The 19,320-nt window shown below is 65.1% G+C and carries 18 protein-coding genes; 9 read left to right on the plus strand and 9 right to left on the minus strand.

Annotated features, from left to right (window positions below):
• Positions 1–7: 7 nt before the first annotated feature.
• From ACSBOB_RS02775 to ACSBOB_RS02810, 8 genes are all read right to left on the minus strand, one after another.
• On the minus strand, positions 8–1,090 hold the full coding sequence (locus tag ACSBOB_RS02775; protein ID WP_442580946.1) for an ABC transporter substrate-binding protein: 1,083 nt from the start codon (positions 1,088–1,090) through the stop codon (positions 8–10).
• Between the two features lie 30 nt (positions 1,091–1,120).
• Complete coding sequence (locus tag ACSBOB_RS02780; protein ID WP_442580947.1) at positions 1,121–2,086, minus strand: ABC transporter permease; 966 nt, start codon at positions 2,084–2,086, stop codon at positions 1,121–1,123.
• Between the two features lie 2 nt (positions 2,087–2,088).
• Positions 2,089–3,075, minus strand: coding sequence for an ABC transporter permease (locus tag ACSBOB_RS02785; RefSeq protein WP_442580948.1), 987 nt, complete (start codon positions 3,073–3,075; stop codon positions 2,089–2,091).
• Positions 3,072–4,595 (minus strand): sugar ABC transporter ATP-binding protein, encoded by a 1,524-nt coding sequence (locus tag ACSBOB_RS02790; protein WP_442580949.1) that lies wholly within the window; start codon positions 4,593–4,595, stop codon positions 3,072–3,074. Before ACSBOB_RS02790 ends, ACSBOB_RS02785 begins: the two co-directional genes overlap by 4 nt.
• Positions 4,596–4,647: 52 nt before the next feature.
• Positions 4,648–5,637: a substrate-binding domain-containing protein gene (locus ACSBOB_RS02795; protein WP_442580950.1), complete on the minus strand. Its 990-nt coding sequence runs from the start codon at positions 5,635–5,637 to the stop codon at positions 4,648–4,650.
• Positions 5,638–5,713: 76 nt separating this feature from the next.
• Positions 5,714–6,490, minus strand: a complete 777-nt coding sequence (locus tag ACSBOB_RS02800) for an SDR family oxidoreductase (protein WP_442580951.1) — start codon at positions 6,488–6,490, stop codon at positions 5,714–5,716.
• Between the two features lie 2 nt (positions 6,491–6,492).
• Positions 6,493–7,665 (minus strand): galactonate dehydratase, encoded by a 1,173-nt coding sequence (dgoD, locus tag ACSBOB_RS02805; RefSeq protein ID WP_442580952.1) that lies wholly within the window; start codon positions 7,663–7,665, stop codon positions 6,493–6,495.
• A gap of 75 nt (positions 7,666–7,740) precedes the next feature.
• Entirely contained in the window at positions 7,741–8,481 is a 741-nt protein-coding gene (locus tag ACSBOB_RS02810; RefSeq protein WP_442580953.1) for a FadR/GntR family transcriptional regulator, read from the minus strand.
• A 134-nt stretch (positions 8,482–8,615) separates the two neighbouring features.
• Here ACSBOB_RS02810 and ACSBOB_RS02815 point away from each other — a divergent pair, with 134 nt between their 5' ends.
• Complete coding sequence (locus ACSBOB_RS02815; protein WP_442580954.1) at positions 8,616–9,455, plus strand: aldose 1-epimerase; 840 nt, start codon at positions 8,616–8,618, stop codon at positions 9,453–9,455.
• 209 nt (positions 9,456–9,664) lie between these two features.
• Here ACSBOB_RS02815 and ACSBOB_RS02820 read toward each other — a convergent pair whose 3' ends face one another.
• Positions 9,665–10,330 (minus strand): GntR family transcriptional regulator, encoded by a 666-nt coding sequence (locus ACSBOB_RS02820; RefSeq protein WP_442583948.1) that lies wholly within the window; start codon positions 10,328–10,330, stop codon positions 9,665–9,667.
• A gap of 276 nt (positions 10,331–10,606) precedes the next feature.
• On the opposite strand from ACSBOB_RS02820, the gene ACSBOB_RS02825 reads away from it, so the two are divergent.
• The 8 genes from ACSBOB_RS02825 (at position 10,607) to atzF (ending at position 19,038) form a co-directional block, all read left to right on the plus strand.
• Positions 10,607–11,734: a BMP family ABC transporter substrate-binding protein gene (locus ACSBOB_RS02825; protein ID WP_442580955.1), complete on the plus strand. Its 1,128-nt coding sequence runs from the start codon at positions 10,607–10,609 to the stop codon at positions 11,732–11,734.
• Positions 11,735–11,929: 195 nt separating this feature from the next.
• Positions 11,930–13,048: an ABC transporter permease gene (locus ACSBOB_RS02830; RefSeq protein ID WP_442580956.1), complete on the plus strand. Its 1,119-nt coding sequence runs from the start codon at positions 11,930–11,932 to the stop codon at positions 13,046–13,048.
• Positions 13,048–13,974 carry an ABC transporter permease gene (locus tag ACSBOB_RS02835; RefSeq protein WP_442580957.1) on the plus strand — a complete coding sequence of 309 codons (927 nt, stop codon included), beginning with the start codon at positions 13,048–13,050 and terminating at the stop codon, positions 13,972–13,974. Before ACSBOB_RS02830 ends, ACSBOB_RS02835 begins: the two co-directional genes overlap by 1 nt.
• A 20-nt stretch (positions 13,975–13,994) precedes the next feature.
• Positions 13,995–14,687, plus strand: coding sequence for a biuret amidohydrolase (biuH, locus tag ACSBOB_RS02840; RefSeq protein ID WP_442583949.1), 693 nt, complete (start codon positions 13,995–13,997; stop codon positions 14,685–14,687).
• Positions 14,684–16,228, plus strand: a complete 1,545-nt coding sequence (locus tag ACSBOB_RS02845) for an ABC transporter ATP-binding protein (RefSeq protein ID WP_442580958.1) — start codon at positions 14,684–14,686, stop codon at positions 16,226–16,228. The genes biuH and ACSBOB_RS02845 overlap by 4 nt, the downstream gene beginning before the upstream one ends.
• On the plus strand, positions 16,228–16,896 hold the full coding sequence (locus tag ACSBOB_RS02850; RefSeq protein WP_442580959.1) for a cysteine hydrolase family protein: 669 nt from the start codon (positions 16,228–16,230) through the stop codon (positions 16,894–16,896). Before ACSBOB_RS02845 ends, ACSBOB_RS02850 begins: the two co-directional genes overlap by 1 nt.
• Positions 16,889–17,239, plus strand: coding sequence for a cupin domain-containing protein (locus ACSBOB_RS02855; RefSeq protein WP_442580960.1), 351 nt, complete (start codon positions 16,889–16,891; stop codon positions 17,237–17,239). The genes ACSBOB_RS02850 and ACSBOB_RS02855 overlap by 8 nt, the downstream gene beginning before the upstream one ends.
• A complete protein-coding gene (atzF, locus tag ACSBOB_RS02860; protein ID WP_442580961.1) occupies positions 17,236–19,038 on the plus strand; it encodes an allophanate hydrolase in 1,803 nt (600 codons plus the stop codon). The genes ACSBOB_RS02855 and atzF overlap by 4 nt, the downstream gene beginning before the upstream one ends.
• Positions 19,039–19,320 lie beyond the last annotated feature (282 nt).

The following is a 19,320-nucleotide window of genomic DNA, read 5'->3' on the forward strand; positions in this document are numbered from 1 at the left end:
ATCCGCCTTACGACTTGAAGATGGCGCGCAGTTCGTCGTCTGTGAGCGACGTATCGGCGAAAACACCGTCCGGTAGGTCCGGCCGCAGGTACTTTTCATAGTTCGCGGCGGTGATCAGCGACGGGGTCAGGATTTGCTGCTTGGCGACCTCCTCGCCCTTGAGCAGGCTGACCGCGGCGCGGAGCGCGAAGATGCCCTGCCAGGTCGGTTCCGACATCAGGCCGATGTCGAACTTCGGCTGGTTCGGCTTCTCGGCCTTGTAGAGTTTCAAGAGCCCGTTGTAGTCGTCGCCGGTGACCGGGACGAGCGGCTTGCCGGCGGCGAGCAGCGCCTTCATGGCACCCGCCGCGTTCTGCCCGCCATCGCACCAGACGCCGTCGATCTCCGGATAGGCGGCGATGAGATCGGCCATCACCACCTTCGCCTTGTCCTCCTCCCAGAACGCGTCCTTGAAGGTCAACACCTCGATGCCGGGGGCGAACGCCTTCTGCGCGCCCTCCCAGCCGGCGGCAGTGTAGGAGTTGCCCGGCAGGCCGCCAAGCGCGACCACCTTGCCCTTGCCGCCCAGCGCGTCGTTGAGCCACTTGCCCAAGGCCCCGCCCTTCTTGACCGGATCGGTGCCGACATAGGTGCTCCAGCCCTCCCCATCCACCGGCAGGTTGAAGGGCACGGTGACCACGCCCTCGTCGGTCGCGCTCTTCAGCACCGGCGCCACCGCCGAGCCGGAATTGGCGATGACCAGGATTGCGTCGACCTGCTGGTTCACCAGCGTCTCGATGTCGTTCACCTGCTTGTTGATGTCGCCCTGCCCGTCTACGACGATGAACTCGGCGATGTCAGGCGTCTTCTTGGCTTCCGCCTGCAGCGCCGCGATCGCCATGGCGCGCCAGGAATTGCCGGAAAAACCGTTGGAGAAGCCGATGCGATAGGGGCCGGGTTTTGCCGTGCCCTTGACCATCGCGCCGACAGGCGCAAGCTGCGCGCCCTCCTGGGCGAATGCGCGTGTGCCGAGCGCCATGCCGGCGGCCAGTCCCGCCGCACCGCGCAGGACGGCGCGGCGGCTTATCGAAGAGTGAAAATAGGTAGTCATGCTGCTTTCCTCCGTTTGCAGTAAGTCGGCTCAGTTGGCCGAACCCGTACGACGCGACATCGACAGCGCGCGGTAGGCAAGGACGCTGACCAGGATCAGCAATCCCTGCACCACCAGTTGGGTGCCGCTCGATACGCGAATGATGTTGGTGAAGCTGGACAGTTCGGTGATGAAGACGGCGCCGCCCATGGTGGCCAGCACGTTGCCCGCCCCACCGGTCAGCGCGGCTCCGCCGACGACCACCGCGGCCACCGAGGTGAGCATGAACTGGTTGCCGATGCCGAGCGAGGGAGAGCCCGTATAGGCCGTCAGGAGCAGGCCGCCGAGCGCGGCCGTCAGCGACGACAGCATGTAGGCCGAGAGGTTTATCCTGAGCGTCGACACGCCCATCATGCTCGCGGCGCGGGAATTGGCGCCGGTGGCGTAGAGCCGCCGGCCCCAGACCGTCTTTCGGGTCATCACGAGGAGTACCAAGGTCAGCGCGATCCAGAACAGCGTCGGCACGGGCATGCCGAGCAGCGCGCCGTTGCCCAGCCACTGGAAGGACGCCGGGGTTCCGCCGGACGGAGCTCCGCCGGTGTAGACCAGCGCCGCGCCGAACAGGATCGAGTTCATGCCGAGCGTGGCGATCAGCGGCGTGATCCCGAGCGCGGCGACCAGGAGCCCGTTGATGGCGCCAACGGCCAGCGCCAGGAAGACGACCATGCCCACGGCCAGCGGGATGTTCTCGGTGAGGCCCGCCATCAGGCTGGCAGCGACGATGTTGGTCAGCGTCACTACGCCGGCCTGGGAAAGATCGATGCCGCCGGTGAGGATCACGATCGTCTGGCCGGCGGCGATGACGCCAAGAAAGGAGGCAACCTGCAGGATGTTGATCACCTGCGCCGTGCTGAACATGGCCGGCGACAGGAGCCCCGACACGACGTAGAGACCGGCAACGGCGATCCAGACGGCGCCGAGGCTGCCCAGGATCTGACGGATGCGACCCAGCGACATGGCTATTCCCCGGTCCGCGCGCGCTGGCGTTCCTGGACGATCACCGCGAGGATCAGCAGGGCGCCCTTTGCGAGCAACTGGTAGAAAGTCGGCACGCTGGTCAGGATCATGCCGTTGTTCAGCACGCCGATGATCAGTACGCCGAGCATGGCGCCGATGATGGTTCCCTTGCCGCCCTGCAAGGCACAGCCACCCAGGATGGCCGCCGTGATCGCTTCGAGTTCGAGCCCCTGGCTGCCCGAGGCCGGCTGGCCGGACATGGTGCGACTGGCGAGCACGATTCCGGCAATCGCCGCCGCGCCGCCGCTCATGGCGTAGATGCCGACCTGGTAGCGCCGCACCGCGATGCCGGCGAGGCGGGCGACGGTTGGATTCCCACCCATCGCATAGATGTTTCGCCCCACGATCGTCTCGCGGGTGAACACGACGAATGCCGCCATCACGGCGATCAGCAGCCAGATCGCGAAAGGCAGGCCAAGCAGCGTGCCGGTGCCGAGGACACGCAGACCGTCTCCGACGATCGGGATCGAGTTGCCGTTGTTCATCAGGTAGGCCAGCCCGCGGAAGGCGGACATCATGCCGAGTGTCGCGATGACCGCGTTCACCGGCCCGTAGACGATGATCAGGCCATTGACCGCGCCGGCCAGCAGGCCCGCGGCGAGGCAGGCAAGGATGCCGACGGGGATCGAGCCGGTCTCCTGCACCGCGACGGCCAGAACCATCGTGCTCAAGCCGACGATCGAACCGACCGAAATATCCAGCCCTCCGGACACGATAACGACGGTCTGGGCCATGGCGAGGATGCCGAGAATGGTGACGGCAAGCCCGATATTGATCAGATTGCGCGGCGTGAAGAATACGTCGGGGCGCAAGGCGCCGAATATGGCCAGCAGCACGACCAGCGCGATCAGCAGGCTGACGTTCTGGACGCCGATCCGATTGAGCCAGCCTCTCGATGCCGGGCGAATTTGTGAGATGTCGGCCGTCACGATGCTTTCCTTTCCCGCAACTCGGCCTCGGGGCGCATCGCCAGCGCCAGTACCGCCTCTTCCGTCGCCTCCTGCCAGGCAAGTTCGCCGCTCACCGTGCCGTCCTGCATGACGATCACCCGGTCGGCGAGGCCGAGAAGCTCGGGCATTTCGGAGGAGATCAGCAGGATGGCGAGGCCCTGGTCGGCGAGGCTCTCGATAAGCCGATAGATTTCAGCCTTCGCCCCGACGTCGATGCCGCGTGTCGGCTCATCGAGGATAAGCACCTTCGGGCCTCGCGCCTGCCAGCGGGCGAAGACCACCTTCTGCTGGTTGCCGCCGGACAGTTTTGCGACCGCCTGGTCGATCGAGGGCGTCTTCACCCGCAGTTCGGAAACATGATGCTCGACAAGCGCCCGCTCCTTGCGGCGGCTGAAGAAGCCGAGGCGCGAAACCTTGTCGGGCACGACGAGGCTGATGTTGTCGCGCACCGATTGCTGGAGCAGCAGCGCCTCCTGCTTGCGGTCCTCCGGCACCAGACTGATGCCGGCGCGGACCGAGTCGGATGGCTCGCGCGGCAGATACGCCGCGCCCGAGACCTCCATGCTGCCGGCCAGCACCGGATCGACGCCGACGACGGCGCGGGCGACCTCGGTGCGTCCCGCGCCCACCAGGCCGCCCAGGCCGACGATCTCGCCGGCGCGGATTTCCAGACTGACGTTGCGGACTTTCGCGGTAGACACACCGGATAATTTCAGCAGCACAGCCCCGAGGTTGCGCTGGTGGCGGTTGAACAGGTCGCTCACCGGCCGGCCGACCATGAGGCGGACCATCTTCGCCTCGTCGAGGTTAGTCATCGGCTCGTCGGCAACCCGCTGGCCGTCGCGCATGACGACGCAGCGATCCGCGAGGCCGATGATCTCGCGCAGCCGATGCGAGATGTAGACGATGGCGACGCCATCGGCCTTGAGGCGGCGGATCACACCGAACAGGCGTCCGGCCTCGTCCTCGGTAAGCGAAGACGTCGGCTCGTCGAAAGCGATCAGCCGTGCGCCGGGCCGCAGCGCGCGCATGATCTCGATAAGCTGCCGCAGCGCAGGGCTCAGCCCTTCGCATCGCTGCGTGGGGGACAGCACCTCGTCCATGGCGAAGGTGCGCAGCAGGTCCCCGGTGCGGCGGATCAGATCGGCGCGGTCGAGGAAGACCGCGCCGCGCGAGCGCATGTCGCCGATAAAGATATTTTCCGCGACGGTGAGTTCCGGGATGATCTCGGGCTCCTGGTGGATGACCCGGATGCCGAGCGCGTGCGCGGCGCGCGGCGACGAAAGCGAAACGGGTTTGCCGTCGACAAGGACGTGCCCACTGTCCGGCTGGTGCTCACCTTCCAGGATGCGCATGAGCGTCGACTTGCCGGCGCCGTTCTCGCCGATGAGCGCCGTCACGGTGGCGGCCGCGAAGCCGACCGACACGTCGCGCAGCGCTTGGACCACGCCGAAGCGCTTCGAGACGCCCGCTACCTGAACGACGTGCTCGTGGCTCATCGGCGCGCGATTCCAATAGGAACCGCGCGCGCCATGCAGCGGAGGGTGTCCGTTACTTGCAACCCAGCGTGTCCTTGTACTGACCGAAGTTCGCCGCGTTGATCAGGGTGGCGTCCTGGAAATACTCCTTGGCCATCGGCTTGCCGTTGGCCTCGTCGTAGAGCGCCTGGATGGCGGCGGCGCCGTGCTTGGCGCTGTCCAGCCACATCGTGCCGCGGAAGCCCGTCGGCTGGCCCGAGGCGAAAGCCTCGCAGGACCGCGAACCGTCGATGCCGATGCCAATCACGTTGCTCGCGGCAAGGCCGGCATTCTCCGTGGCGCGCACGCCGCCGAGCACGCCGTCGTCGTTGCAGGAGAAGAACACCCATTTCTCGGCGTCGGGATTGGCGGTCAGCGTGGTCGAGACCACGTCGATCGAGTTCACCATGGTGTTGTCGTAGGGGATGGACAGGACGCGCGCTTCGGCTCCGGGGATCGCGGCCACCAGCGCCTCGCGCGCGCCCTTGTTGCGCCGCATGCAGGTGTCCGCCTTCTGGTCCTCGATCGATCCGATCCGCACCTTGGATAGATCCTTGTCCCAGCCTTCCTCCTTGAGGATGCGGGCGATCTCGGTTCCGACCTGCTTGCCGATGTTCATGGCGTTCATGCCGACATAGGCGACCGGCGCGCCGTCGGCGAAGGCGATGTCGTCGTCGACCGCGATCAGGCCGATCTTGGCGGCCTTGGCCTTGTCGGCGACGACTGGGCCGAGCGCACGGTCGGGAACGACGACGGCGATGCCCTTCACCCCGTCGCCGACATAGGTGTCGAAGGTGGTGACGGCGAGATTGGCGTCGAACTGCACGTCCTGGACCAGCAGGTCGACTCCGAGTTCCGCCGCCTTGTCCTTGGCGCCCTGCACCTCGCGGACGAACCAGGGATGGTCGCCCATCTTGTTGATATAGCCGAACTTCATCTTGTCCTGGGCGCCGGCGCCCTGGCTGGTCAGCGTGACGGCGGCGGTGGCGGCAGCGAGCAGGCCTGCCTTCAACATCGTGTTCATAAGTCTCCTCCTTGACGATCTCGGTCCGGTAACGATCGGGCTTTCCTGCCTCCGGCGACCGGCCGCCGGCGAAACCTCACTCGTGGTAGAGAACGGAACGGCCGCCATCGATCACGATGCAGGCCGCGTTGATGAAAGGCGCCTCGTCGCTGCCCAGGAAAACCGCCGTCATCGCGACCTCCTCCGGCCTGCCGATCCGGCGCGGCGGATGGAGGTCGTAGGTCCGCTGGCGCTCCGCCTGCGGATCGGCGAATGTGTTCCAGTAATCGACGGCGATCTGCGTCTCGATGTAACCGGGCGCGATGGCGTTCACGCGGATTCCATCGGCCGCGTATTGCACGCCCAGCGCACGCACCAGCCCCAGCAGCCCGTGCTTGGCGACGGGATAAGGGAAGGTGGAGGGTATGATCGCAAATGAATGGCAGGACGCGATCGCCACGACCGAACCGGCCTTCCGGCCTCTCATTGCCGGGAGCACCGCCTTGGCCGAATACCAGACGCCGTCGAGATCTACCGCGAAGCAGCGGCGCCACTCCTCCTCGGATGTCTCCAGGGGCTCATGGAAGACGTTTATGCCGGCATTGGCGACAAGGATGTCGATTCCGCCGAATTTTTTGAGCGCATCTTCAGCCATCGCCTCGCAGGATGCGGCGTCGGCGACATCGGTCTCGATGAACAAGGACCGCGCGCCACCGGCAGTCAATGACGCCACCACCCGGCCGCCGCTTTCCGCGTCCTTTTCCGCGACCACGACGATGGCTCCCTCGGCCGCCATGGCGCGTGCCGTGGCCTCGCCGATGCCGCGGCCTGCGCCGGTGATGACAGCCACTTTTCCGTCGAGCCGGCCGACCATCGTCACCAGTCCACGATGGTGCCGTCAGCGAGAACGGCGTTCGTCGTATGCATGACTTCGGGCCGGTAGGGGTGCTTCGCCGCGACTTCCTCGTCGACCTCGACGCCAAGCCCCGGCGCGTCCGGCACCTGCCAGCAGCCGTCGATCATCCTGATCGGGCCCTTGACCACCTCGAAATACCACGGCACGGCGCCCACCATCTCCTCCTGGATCAGATGGTTCGGCGTCGATATGGCGAAATGCAGCGCCGCCGCCCCGGCGATAGGGCCTAGCGGATTGTGCGGCGCCACCCCGATCGATACGGCCTCGGCCATCGCCGCGATCTTCTTGGCCTCCAGCAGGCCTCCGCAATGGCAGATGTCCGGCTGGACGATGTCGACCGCGCGCGCCTTGAACAGATCGTCGAATTCCGGCCGGTCGACCAGCCGCTCGCCGGAAGCGATCGGCACGCGCGACTTGGCCGCTACCTGCGCAAGTGCAGCCGTCTCGCCGGGCGGCAGCGGCTCCTCGACGAACATCGGTCGGCCGGGTGTCAACGCATCGATATAAGCAAGCGCGGTTGCGGCCGAGGCCGGCCTGCCATGAAAGTCGACCATGATCTCGACTTCCGGCCCGACGGCGCGGCGCAGGGCCTCCATCAGGCGGCCGACCTTGTCTACTTCGGGCAGCGGCGCATAGTAGTGGGTATAGGGGATGAACACCGCCTTCAGAGCGCGATACCCCTTCGACACCACCTCGGTCGCGCGCCTGACCAGCGGCTCCTCGTCGAGCGACTCGTAGACGGCGCGCATGTCGCCGAGGCCGAGATGGGTGTAGACCTTGACCCGATCCCGCACCTTGCCGCCCAGCAGACGCCAGACAGGCTGCCCAAGCCAGCGGCCCATGATGTCCCACAGCGCCAGTTCTATGCCCGAGACCGCCGACATGCCGATGACGCCGAGGCGCCAGAACGAATGTTTCTTGAGGATGCGGACGGCCTGCTCGATGTCGCGCGGATCGCGCCCGACCAGCAGCGGTGCGAGGTCGTTGACCGCGCCGACCACGGCCTGGGTCTTCCATTCCAGCGTGGCCTCGCCCCAGCCGTACAGGCCGGGCTGATCCGTCTCGACACGCACGAACACCCAGTTGCGCATCTCCGCGTTCACCACGCGCGTGCTGATCGAAACGATTTTCAACCGGAGCTCCTCCCAGAGCTTTAGATCATATGACGGGAAATTATCATATGATCTAAAATGCCGTCAAGGCATTGCCTAGGGAGTAAGATGCAGATCGTCGGCGGCGATATCCAGAAGCCGGTTCATGGCCAGCCGCGCACCGGCGGTATCGCGGATGCGGATGGCATCGAGCACCGCCTTGTGTGCCGAGAGGGCGCGGGACTGGGCCTCCATGAGCGGATTGGTGACGATGAAAGTGGCCCGCAACGCGGCCTCCAGCATGCCGACAAGGCCGCTGAGCACCACATTATGGCTGGCGGCGATCACCGCCTTGTGGAATGCAAGGTCGCCCTGGCAAACCGCCGCCGGATCGTGCGGGATGCCGGCAACCATGGCCTGGTAGCCTCGCTCGATCTCGGCGAGGTCGGCTCCGGTCGCGCGCCTTGCCGCAAGCTCCGCCGCGGCCGGCTCGAATATTCGGCGCGCTTCCAGCAATCCTGCCAGCAGTTCCTGGTCGTCCTGGATGGCCGGGTGCCAGCTCAGCACGACCGGATCGAGAATACGCCAATTGTCGCGCGCAAGCACCCTGACGCCGGCGCGGCGCCGCGCTTCGACCAGGCCCTTGGCTGACAGGACCTTGACGGCCTCCCGCACGGACGTGCGGCTCACGCCCAGCATGGCGCAAAGATCGTCCTCGCGCGGCAGAGCATCGCCCGGAGCATATTCGCCTGCGAGAATGCGGTTGCCGAGAACGTTCACCACGGCATCATGCACCGTGGCGTTCCGCTGATCGGCCAGGCCCCAGGCAAGCGCATCTGCAGAGACGGGTGATTCCAAGGAGAAATCCTTTCGCGCGCAATGACGCTCTGTTGCGCGATGTTGTAGGAGGCGTTACGTCTTATGTAAACGCCTTATCATACGACCTATCTGGTGTGGCATTGGAGATGTTTCGCCTTGCAAGCGGGCCTTTGGTGGCCGAAGTCAGCGCAAAGGGCGGGAGCTTGCTTCGCTTCTCCCGCATCTCCACGCATGGCGAAACGCCCCTCTTTTCCCGCGGCCGGCTTGGCGACGGACAACCACTCTGCTTCCCGCTGGTGCCTTTCGGCAATCGCCTTCGGGATAACGGTTTCAACTTTGCCGGCACAGTCTACAAGCTGTCGGCAAACACGGCCACCGATCCCCTGTACCTCCACGGCGACGGTTGGCTCGGTTCATGGACGGTGCTTGCCCGCAGTCGGAACGCATTGTCACTTGAGTATCGTCACGACGCCGCGGGGCCTTACCACTACCACGCAGAACAGCGTTTCGCGCTAAGCGATCGGGAGCTTACGGTGTCGCTTTCCGTCACGAACCGGGGCGAACGTGCCCTGCCTTATGGCTTGGGGCTGCATCCTTTCTTCCCGCTCACCAAACGCACGGTCCTGACTTTCGCAGCCGAGCGGTACTGGCTCCAGGACGCGGCGTTTCTTCCACTCCGCAGCGAGCCGGTTCGCGGCAGCATGGATTTTTCGCGGGGACGGTCGCCGGCGGGCGGCTGGATGAACACCGAGTTCGAAGGTTGGACGGGCCGCGCCGAAATCGTCTGGCCCGAAACCAATTCGCATCTCGTCATCGAGGCCGATCCGATCTTTTCGAAATGTATGGTCTTCGTCTCCAGCCGGAAATTCGACCCGACATATGAGGACGACTACTTCTGTTTCGAGCCAATGACGCATGGCGTCGACGGTCATCATCGTCCGGGACTCGCTGGCCTGGTCCCGCTGCAGCCCGGCGAAATACTGCAAGGCTCCTGCAGGTTCGCCGTCGCCTAGTCCTGATGGTCACAGGGTGCAAGCTGCTCAAAGATTGGCTTCCATCAGCGAAGCGATGTTTCCGACGCCGATCCCGCGACAAGATCCGCGATGCCGCAAAGCAGTTGATGGCGCAACGCTTTATGCTGGAGGAGGACGTCGAGCCTACCCGTGGTATTCGCTTTGGCTTCTTGAACGAGCGATCGTTCGCGGCAACTGGCGATGCGCGCCTAAAATGTCGCCGCATTGCGGCCCAGCCCGCGAAGGCGCTCGGTGTGGTTGCCCGCGGCGGCGAACACGGCGCTGGCTTCGCTGACGATGGCGACGTGCGCCTGGGCGGCGCGTTGCGACGTCTCGCCATCGCCGCGCAGGATCGCGGTGACGATGGCGTCGTGCTCCTGCCAGGATTTCGACAGGCGGCCGGCGATGCGGAACTGGGCGCGGCGGAACGGCGACAACCGGTCGCGCGTCTGTGTCGTCAGATCGGCGATGTGGGGGCTGTGCGCACCGAGATAGAGCCGGGTGTGGAACTCGGTGTTGAACTGCTCGTATTCTTCCTCTGCGCCCAGGCGCACCAGGCGGGCGGCGTCCTGGTGGTGGCGCTCGAGAGCGCGCCGTTCCGAAACGGTCATGCGCTCGGCGCACAGCCGCGCGCAAATTCCTTCCAGCTCGGCCATTCCTTCGAACATCGACGCCAGATAATGCGGCGTGACGATCGCCACGATTGCGCCGCGGTTCGGCCTGCGGTCGACCAGCCCCATGGCGCTCAGTTGGCGCAAGGCCTCGCGCACCGGCGTGCGTGACACCTCGTAGCGCTCGGCCAGCGCCGGCTCGTCGAGTTTCTCGCCGGGCGCCAGCACGCCCGTCACGATCCGATCCGAAATGGCGCGGACCATCTCGTCGACCGTGGTGCCGGACCTGACGAGCTTCCTTGCTGCCCTGGCCAAAATTCCTCCCGTCCTGCTTCAGGCACCATGCGCCGTGCATGGATGCCTCGAACAGGTATGCCTACTGTTTGTGCATGTGTCAACATGATCAAGATTTAAGCAATATGTGCATGCACTTGGCCAAAACTTGGGCCTCCCGATTTCCTTAAAAAGATAAACTGGCACGCCGGTTGCATACACATTGACAGACGCCAGCTTCATCCTCAGCTAATCCGGAGCATCATCATGAATCCGCAATTCCTGATCAATCGCCGCAGCTTCATGAAAACCTCGGCCGCAGGCGCGGCTCTCGGCATCGTCGGCGGTGCGCTGCCGTTCGGCCAAGCCTTCGCGGCCACGGCCACCATCGGCTTCATCTATGTCGGCCCCAAGGACGACTACGGCTACAATCAGGCGCATGCCGAGGGCGCAGCCGCGCTTAAGTCGATCGAGGGCATAACCGTCGTCGAGGAAGAGAACGTGCCGGAAACCGTCGATGTCCAGAAGACGATGGAATCGATGATCAATCTCGACGGCGCGACGCTGCTCTTCCCGACCTCCTTCGGCTATTTCGACCCGCATATGCTGGCGATGGCGGCAAAATTCCCGGACATCCAGTTCCGCCACTGCGGCGGCATGTGGACCGAGGGCAAGCACCCGAAGAACACCGGGTCGTATTTCGGCTATATCGGCCAGGGCCAGTATCTCAACGGCATCGTTGCCGGCCATACGTCGAAGTCGAAAAAGATCGGCTTCGTCGCGGCAAAACCGATTCCGCAGGTGCTGCTCAACATCAACTCCTTCCTGCTCGGCGCGCGCGCGGTCGATCCGTCGATCACCTGCCAGGTCATCTTCACCGGCGAGTGGTCGCTGGCGGTCAAGGAGGCGGAGGCCACCAACGCGCTGATCGACCAGGGCGTCGACGTCGTCACCTGCCATGTCGACAGCCCGAAAGTGGTGGTCGAGACGGCCGCCGGCCGGGGCGCCTTCATCTGCGGCTACCACGCCGACCAGTCGCCGCTCGCGCCGGAAAAATACCTCACGGGCGCCGAGTGGAACTGGGCGAACGTCTACAAGATGTATGTCGAGAAACTGATGGCCGGCGAGGAACTGCCGAATTTTACACGCGGCGGCCTGGCCGATGGTTTTGTCAAGATGAGCCCGCTCGGACCGGCGGTTGGCGAGCCGGCCAAGAAGCAGTTCGACGCGACGCTGGCGGAAATCATGAAGGGCGGCTTCGCCGTCATCAAGGGACCGCTGAAGAACAACAAGGGCGACGTGGTTGCGGCGGGCGGTCAGGTCTTCGTCGAAACGGCTCCCGAACTCGAAAGCATGGACTATCTGGTCGAGGGCGTCGTCGGCTCGACATCGTAGGGTCGTGCTCCCACCATCCCCCTTGTGGGGAGGGTCGGCACGATACGCGCCGGGGTGGGGGTCCACGCCATACTAGTCACCCCCAACTCCGCCTCAGCGTCGTCGCTTTGCAACCACGCTTCGTCGACCTTCCCCGCAAGGGGAAGGGTGGGGCCTAAGCCCATCGATGGAACTGCCTACGCATCGGAGCCATCCATGACAGACATAGCGTCGAGTCCAGCACCGAGCTTCCAGTCGCCAGCGCTTTCCTCCGCGCTCGAATGGCTGGCGCGCCGCGCGGAAGGGTTCGTCATCCCTCTCGCCGCGCTGGTCGTCGGCATGGCGCTGTTCAGCATCTTCATCGCGCTGCTCGGCAAATCGCCTGCGCAACTGTTTGAGCTGATGTGGCGCGGCGGCTTCGGGTCCTGGTTCTCGGTCCAGAATACCTTGTCGCGGGCAGCACCCCTGCTTCTCGCGGCGCTATGCGTGGCGCTGCCGGCCCGGCTCGGGCTGGTGGTGATCGGCGGCGAGGGGGCGATCGTTCTCGGCGGCGTAGCGGCGGCGGCCGTCGCCGTCTGGGTGCAGGGTGCGCCGTCTTTCGTTGGCATTCTTCTGATGGGGATCGCGGGGGCGGTTGCCGGCGGCGTCTGGATAGGCGCCGTCGGCGCACTTCGCCATTATCGCGCCGTCAACGAGACCATCTCGTCGCTGCTGATGGCCTATATCGCGATCGCGCTGATGAACCAGTTGGTCGAAGGGCCGCTGCGCGACCCGGCCTCACTCAACAAGCCGTCGACGCATCCGATCGATCCGGCGTTTGTGGTCGGCCCGATGCCCGGAATGGACGTGCATTGGGGGCTGGTCGTCGGTATTGTCGCCTGTGTCATTTCCTGGTTGCTCATCGAGAAGACGCGCTGGGGCTTTGCCGCCCGCATCGCCGGCGGCAATGTGCGCGCCGCGCAGGTCCAGGGGCTTGCCGTCGGACCGCTGATCCTCGGTTTCTGCGCATTGGCGGGCGGCTTTGCCGGACTTGCGGGCATGATCGAGGTGGCGGCGGTGCAGGGCAACGCCAACGGCTCGCTGGCGGCCGGCTACGGCTACAGCGGTATCCTGGTCGCCTTTCTGGCGCGTCACAATCCGCTGGCGATCATCCCGGTCGCTATCCTGCTTGGCGGCATCGACGCCTCGGGTGGCCTCCTGCAGCGTCGCATGGAGCTGCCCGACGCCACCGTGCAGGTGCTGCAAGGCATGTTGTTCATCGTCATCCTGTTCAGCGAGACGTTCTACGGCCGCTTCAAGGCCTTCAATCCGGACCTCTGGAAAAGGAGCGCGTGATGGAGCCCGTCGACATCGGCCTCTGGGGCGTGCCGCTCGCGATTCTGGGCGGGGCGATCCGTGTTTCCACCCCGTTCATCTTCGTGTCGCTCGGCGAGGCGATCACCGAAAGGTCGGGACGCATCAATCTCGGTCTCGAAGGCATTCTGGTGTTCGGCGCGATGGCCGCTTATGCGACCGCGGTGCTCACCGGCTCGCCATGGCTAGGCGTATTGGTGGCTGCGGCGTCCGGCGCGGTCTTCGGCCTGTTCCACGGCTGGATCTGCAAGTTCCCAAAAGTCAACGACATCGCCATCGGCATTGCGTTGATGCTGTTTGGGTCGGGGCTCGCCTTCTTCTTCGGAAAACCGTTCATCCAGCCATCTGCGCCGGACCTGCCGGCGATCTCCTTCGGCTGGTGGTCGTCGATCCCGCAGGTGCAGGCCGCGCTCAGCATCAACGTGCTGTTCCTGATCGGCGCAGCGCTTGCCGTGTTCTTGTGGTGGGCGTTCAAAAACACCCGCGCCGGGCTGATCCTGCGCGTCGTCGGCGACAGTTCGGATGCCGCCCGCGCCATGGGGCTCAATCCGGACACGGTGCGCCTGTTCGCCACGGCGACCGGCGGCGCGCTCGCGGCGATCGGCGGCGCCTACCTGTCGCTCTATTATCCCGGAAGCTGGAGCGAGGGCGTGTCGTCCGGTCAGGGCCTGATGGCTGTGGCGCTGGTCATCTTCGCCCGCTGGAATCCGCTCGGCTGCTTTGCCGCCGCGCTGCTGTTCGGCGGAGCGGGAGCGCTTGGGCCGGCGCTGCAATCGGTCGGCGTCACCCAGGGCTATTATTTGTTCTACGCAGCACCCTACGTGCTGACCCTCGGCATCATGATCCTCACCTCGTCGCGTGGCCGCTCGCTGGCCGGTGCGCCCGGCGAACTGTCGATCACCAAATAGGAGTTTTCGCTGTGAATGCCATGCCGGAAATCTCCGAAAAATTCATCGAGGCCGATCCCTATCCCTGGCCCTACAACGGCGCGCTCAGGCCCGACAACACGGCGCTGATCATCATCGACATGCAGACCGATTTCTGCGGCCCGGGTGGCTATGTCGACCATATGGGCTACGATCTGTCGCTGGTCCGCGCCCCGATCGAGCCGATCAAGTCGGTACTGTCAGCCATGCGGGCCAAGGGCTATACGATCATCCACACGCGCGAAGGCCACCGTCCGGACCTCGCCGACCTGCCCGCCAACAAGCGCTGGCGCTCGCGGCGCATCAATGCAGGCATCGGCGATCCCGGCCCCTGCGGCCGCATCCTGGTGCGCGGCGAGCCGGGCTGGGACATCATCCCCGACCTCTATCCGGTTGAGGGCGAGCCGATTATCGACAAACCCGGCAAGGGCTCGTTCTGTGCGACGGACCTCGAACTTATCCTCAACCAGCGCGGCATCGACAACATCGTGCTCACCGGCATCACCACGGACGTCTGCGTGCACACGACCATGCGCGAGGCCAACGACCGCGGCTTCGAATGCGTGATGCTGGAGGACTGCTGCGGCGCGACCGACTACGGCAACCACCTCGCGGCGATCAAGATGATCAAGATGCAGGGCGGCGTCTTCGGCGCGGTGTCGAACTCGAAGACCTTCGTGGAGCAACTGCCATGATCATTCCGCCCCCAGCCCCGCGCGAAAACAAAGCCGTCGGCGTCTCGACGCTTGGCATGACCATGCGCTTCGGCGCCTTTACCGCGCTGGACGACGTGTCGATCAAGGTGCCGGCGGGTTCCTTCCACGCCCTGCTCGGCGAGAACGGCGCCGGCAAGTCGACGCTGGTCAAATGCATCATGGGTTTTTATCACCCAACCTCCGGCCAGATCATGGTCGACGGCAAGGAGGAGCCGATCACCAGCCCGAAGGATGCATCGGCGCTCGGGCTCGGCATGGTCTACCAGCATTTCACCCTCGTCCCGTCACTGACCGGCGCGGAAAACCTCGTCATCTCGCGCGAGAACGTGCCGCGCGTCATCGACTGGCCTAGGGAGCGCAAGGCGCTCGCGACGTTCATGGAGACGATGCCGTTCATGCTCCCTCTCGACGCCAAGGTGGCCGAGATGGCGGCGGGCGAAAAGCAGAAGCTGGAGATCATCAAGCAGCTCTATCTCGGGCGCAATTTCCTGGTGCTGGACGAGCCGACCTCGGTGCTGACCCCCGGCGAGGCGGAGGAGGTGCTGGGCCTGGTGCGTGGCATGACGGTGGCGGGCGACCTCACGGTGCTGATGATCAGCCACAAGTTCCACGAGGTGACGTCCTTCGCCGACGATTTTACGGTCCTGCGCAAGGGCAGGATGACAGGCACGGGGAAGGTCTCAGAGCATGACCGGCAGGCCATGGCGGCGATGATGATCGGCGACCAGCCGATCGCCAAGCTCGACACGCGCACCCACTTCAATGGCTCGTCGAAGACGGTGCTGGCGGTGAAGGGGCTGAAGGCGCCGGACCGCACCGGCCTGAAAACCATCAACATCGCCGATCTCGACGTGAAGTCGGGCGAGATCGTCGGCATCGCCGGCATTTCCGGCAACGGCCAGAAGGAGTTTCTGGAGGTGCTGGCCGGCCAGCGCCAGCGCGATGCGGGCGAGGTCAAGGTCAAGGGCGCGCCCTATGGCGCCAGCCGGGGCGAGGCGCGCGTGCTCAATGTGCGCTTCATTCCAGAAGAGCCCCTGCGCAACGCCTGCGCGCCGAAAATGACGGTCGCCGAAAACATTGCCTTCCGCACCTTCGACCTCGGCAAGTCAGGCGAACCGGTGAGCTGGGTGTCGGCAAGTGCGATCAAGGCCTATGCGGCGCAGCTCGTCGCGCAGTTCAAGGTCAAGACCGCCTCGCTCGCCTCGCCCATCCAGTCGCTGTCGGGCGGCAACGTGCAGCGCGCCGTGCTGGCGCGCGAGCTGACGGGCGATGTTGACCTGCTGATCGTCTCCAACCCTTGTTTCGGGCTGGATTTTTCGGCGGTTGCCGAAATCCGCGCCCGCATCATGAAGGCGCGCAACGCAGGTGCCGCGGTGCTGCTGATGTCGGAGGACCTCGACGAGCTGCTGGAGCTCTCCGATCGCATCCTGGTCATGTCCGACGGCGCGCTGGTCTATGAAACGCCGATCGCGCAGGCGAGCGTGCAGACCATCGGCGAGCACATGGCGGGGCACCACTGATGGCCGAGATACCAGCCGCTCCCTTTCCGTTCACCTTCGACCCGAAGTCGATGGCGCTGGTGGTCATCGACATGCAGCGCGATTTCGCCGAGCCCGGTGGCTTCGGGGCAAGCCTCGGCAACGACGTATCGCGCGTCCAGAAAATTGTGCCGACGGTGAAGAAACTGATCGAGGGCTTTCGTGCCGCCGGCCTGCCGGTGATCCACACGATGGAGTGCCACCGGCCCGACCTTTCCGACCTGCCGCCCGCCAAGCGCGACCGCGGCAACCCCACAATCCGCATCGGCGACGAGGGTCCCATGGGCCGCGTTCTCATCGCCGGCGAGCCGGGCACGGCCATACTGGAGGAGCTTGCGCCGTTGCCCGGCGAGATCGTCATCGAAAAACCCGGCAAGGGCGCCTTCTATGCCACGCCCTTCGGCGACGAGTTGAAACGGCTCGGCGCGCAGCAGCTCGTCTTTGCCGGCGTGACCACGGAAGTCTGCGTGCAGACCACCATGCGCGAGGCGAACGACCGGGGTTATGAATGCCTGCTCGCCGAGGACGCCACGGAAAGTTATTTTCCAGAGTTCAAGGCGGCAGCACTTGCCATGATCCGCGCCCAGGGTGCGATCGTCGGCTGGACGGCGACCACCGACGAGGTGTTGCAGGGAATTGCGGATGCCTAATCTTAGCTTCGCTGGACTCCTTGCTGGAGGCTGGCGCGACTTGGCATTCGAGCATTTTCGCGACGGCATCGGGGTGTTTTGGCTGCTCAAGGGCGGCCCGGTGGAGCCCTCGGTCGCGGTGCTGAAATACGCTCCCGGCGCCGGGGTGCCGCGCCACCGCCATGCCGGGCTGGAGACGATCGTGGTGCTGGAGGGCACCCAGTCGGACGAGAATGGCGACTATGCTGCCGGCAGCGTGGTGCTCAACCCGGTGGGCACCGAACATTCCGTCTGGACGGAAAAGGGCTGCGTCGTGCTGATCCAGTGGGACCTGCCGGTGATTTTCGTAAGGGAGGCGATATGACCGACATTCCATTCGACATCGGGAGCTTGCACGAAGCCTATACGGCGGGGCTTTCGGCGGGCGCGGTGGTCCAGGCGGTCTATGACCGGCTGGTGGCGGTCGACGATCCCGGCATCTTCATCCATCTCGCCGACAAGATTTCCGTGCTCGCGGAGGCTGACGGGCTTGGGGCCTTCGATCCGGTTGCAAAACCGCTGTGGGGCATTCCCTTTGCCGTCAAGGACAATATCGACGTCGCGGGCATGCCGACCACGGCGGCATGCCCGGCCTTTGCCTATTCGCCGGACAGGGACGCGACCGTCGTTGCGCTGCTGAAGGCGGCCGGCGCGCTGGTGATCGGCAAGACCAATCTCGACCAGTTCGCCACCGGCCTCGTCGGCGTGCGCACGCCCTATCCGGTGCCGCGCAACGCCGTCGATCCGGCTCTGGTGCCCGGCGGCTCCTCCTCCGGCTCCGCCGTTGCCGTGGCGCACGGCATCGTCTCGTTTTCGCTCGGCACCGACACGGCCGGCTCGGGGCGTGTGCCGGCCGGCCTGAACAACATCGTCGGGCTGAAGCCGACCGTCGGCGCGCTGTCGACCACCGGCGTGGTTCCCGCCTGCAAAACCCTCGATTCCGTTTCGATCTTCGCGCTAACCGTCGACGACGCCTATTCCGTGTTTTCGGTGGCGGCGGCTCCGGATGCCTCGGATCCTTATTCGAAAACCGTGGCAGTCGCGCCGCTCGTCCCTAGCCCTCCGGTCCTGACCGTCGGTGTCCCGGCACGCGCCGACCGGCAATTCTTCGGCGACGCGGCCATGGAAGCCGGTTTCGACGCATCGCTGGCAAAACTCCAGTCGCTTGGCTGCCGTCTCGTCGAGATGCCTTTCGGCGATTTCTACAACACCGCCAATCTTCTCTATGAAGGCGCCTGGGTGGCCGAACGCTACGCGGCGATCGCCGGCTTCATGGACACGCATGAGGCCGACATGCATCCGGTGACGGCAAAGATCATCGGCGCAGCGCGGAAACTGTCGGCGGCGGATGCGTTTCGCGGCCTTTATGCGCTGCAGGCCTACAAGGCGAAATTGGCGCCGCTGATTGCCTCGGTCGACCTGATCTGCGTGCCGACCGCGCCGACGCATTACACGGTCGACGCGGTGCTGGCCGACCCGGTCGTCACCAACAGCCGCAACGGCACCTACACCAATTTCGTCAACCTGCTCGACATGTGCGGCATTGCCGTACCTTCAGGCAAACGATCCGACGGGCTGCCGATGAGTGTCACCCTGCTTGCCACGGCGGGCAAGGACGGGCTTGTCGCGTCGCTTGCCGAGCAGGTGCATGCGCTTGCCGGCGTCACGCTCGGCGCCACCGGCTGGCCGCTTCCCGCCGTTCGGGAAAAGTCGGCCGAGCCCGCCGACGGCATCGAACTGGCCGTCGTCGGCGCGCATCTATCCGGCATGCCGCTGAACTGGCAACTCCAGGACCTTGGCGCACACTTCTGCCGGACGACGCGCACCGCCGCCTCCTACAGGCTCTACGCTCTGGTCGGCCAGAAAGTGCCGAAACCCGGCCTTGTGCGCACGACCGACGGCGGCGAATCCATCGAGGTCGAGATCTGGCGTCTCGATCCGGCTTCGTTCGGTCGCTTCGTTGCGGCCATACCGGCGCCGCTCGGCATTGGCTCGCTCGACCTCCAAGACGGTTCGGCCTGCAAGGGTTTTCTGGTGGAAACCGCCGGATTGCATGGGGCGACCGACATTTCGCATTACGGGGGCTGGCGCGCTTATGTCCGCGAGGCTATCGCGGCTGCGTAAGGGCTATCGGCTGGCGAGTTCGGCTGCGGCCGGTCCCTATTTGGTCAAACCGGCTGACTGAAGGCAGTCTTTTAAATCGGACGTTCAATTGCCATGCGGAGAGAAATCCTTGCTTTAAGCCACTTCCGCGCCATTTCTGAGAATGTGCCTTCCGGCGCGAAAAAGCCGCCAGCCCGGTCTTCCGTAATTGCGTTCTCACAAGCTATTAGAGCTTCTTCATCTCGGCCCGTCGCGACAAGCATCGCTACAACACACGAAAGATAGCGTGCCGCGCCATGCTCG

Source organism: Mesorhizobium sp. KACC 23794, from assembly GCF_052180275.1.
GTDB lineage: Bacteria > Pseudomonadota > Alphaproteobacteria > Rhizobiales > Rhizobiaceae > Kumtagia.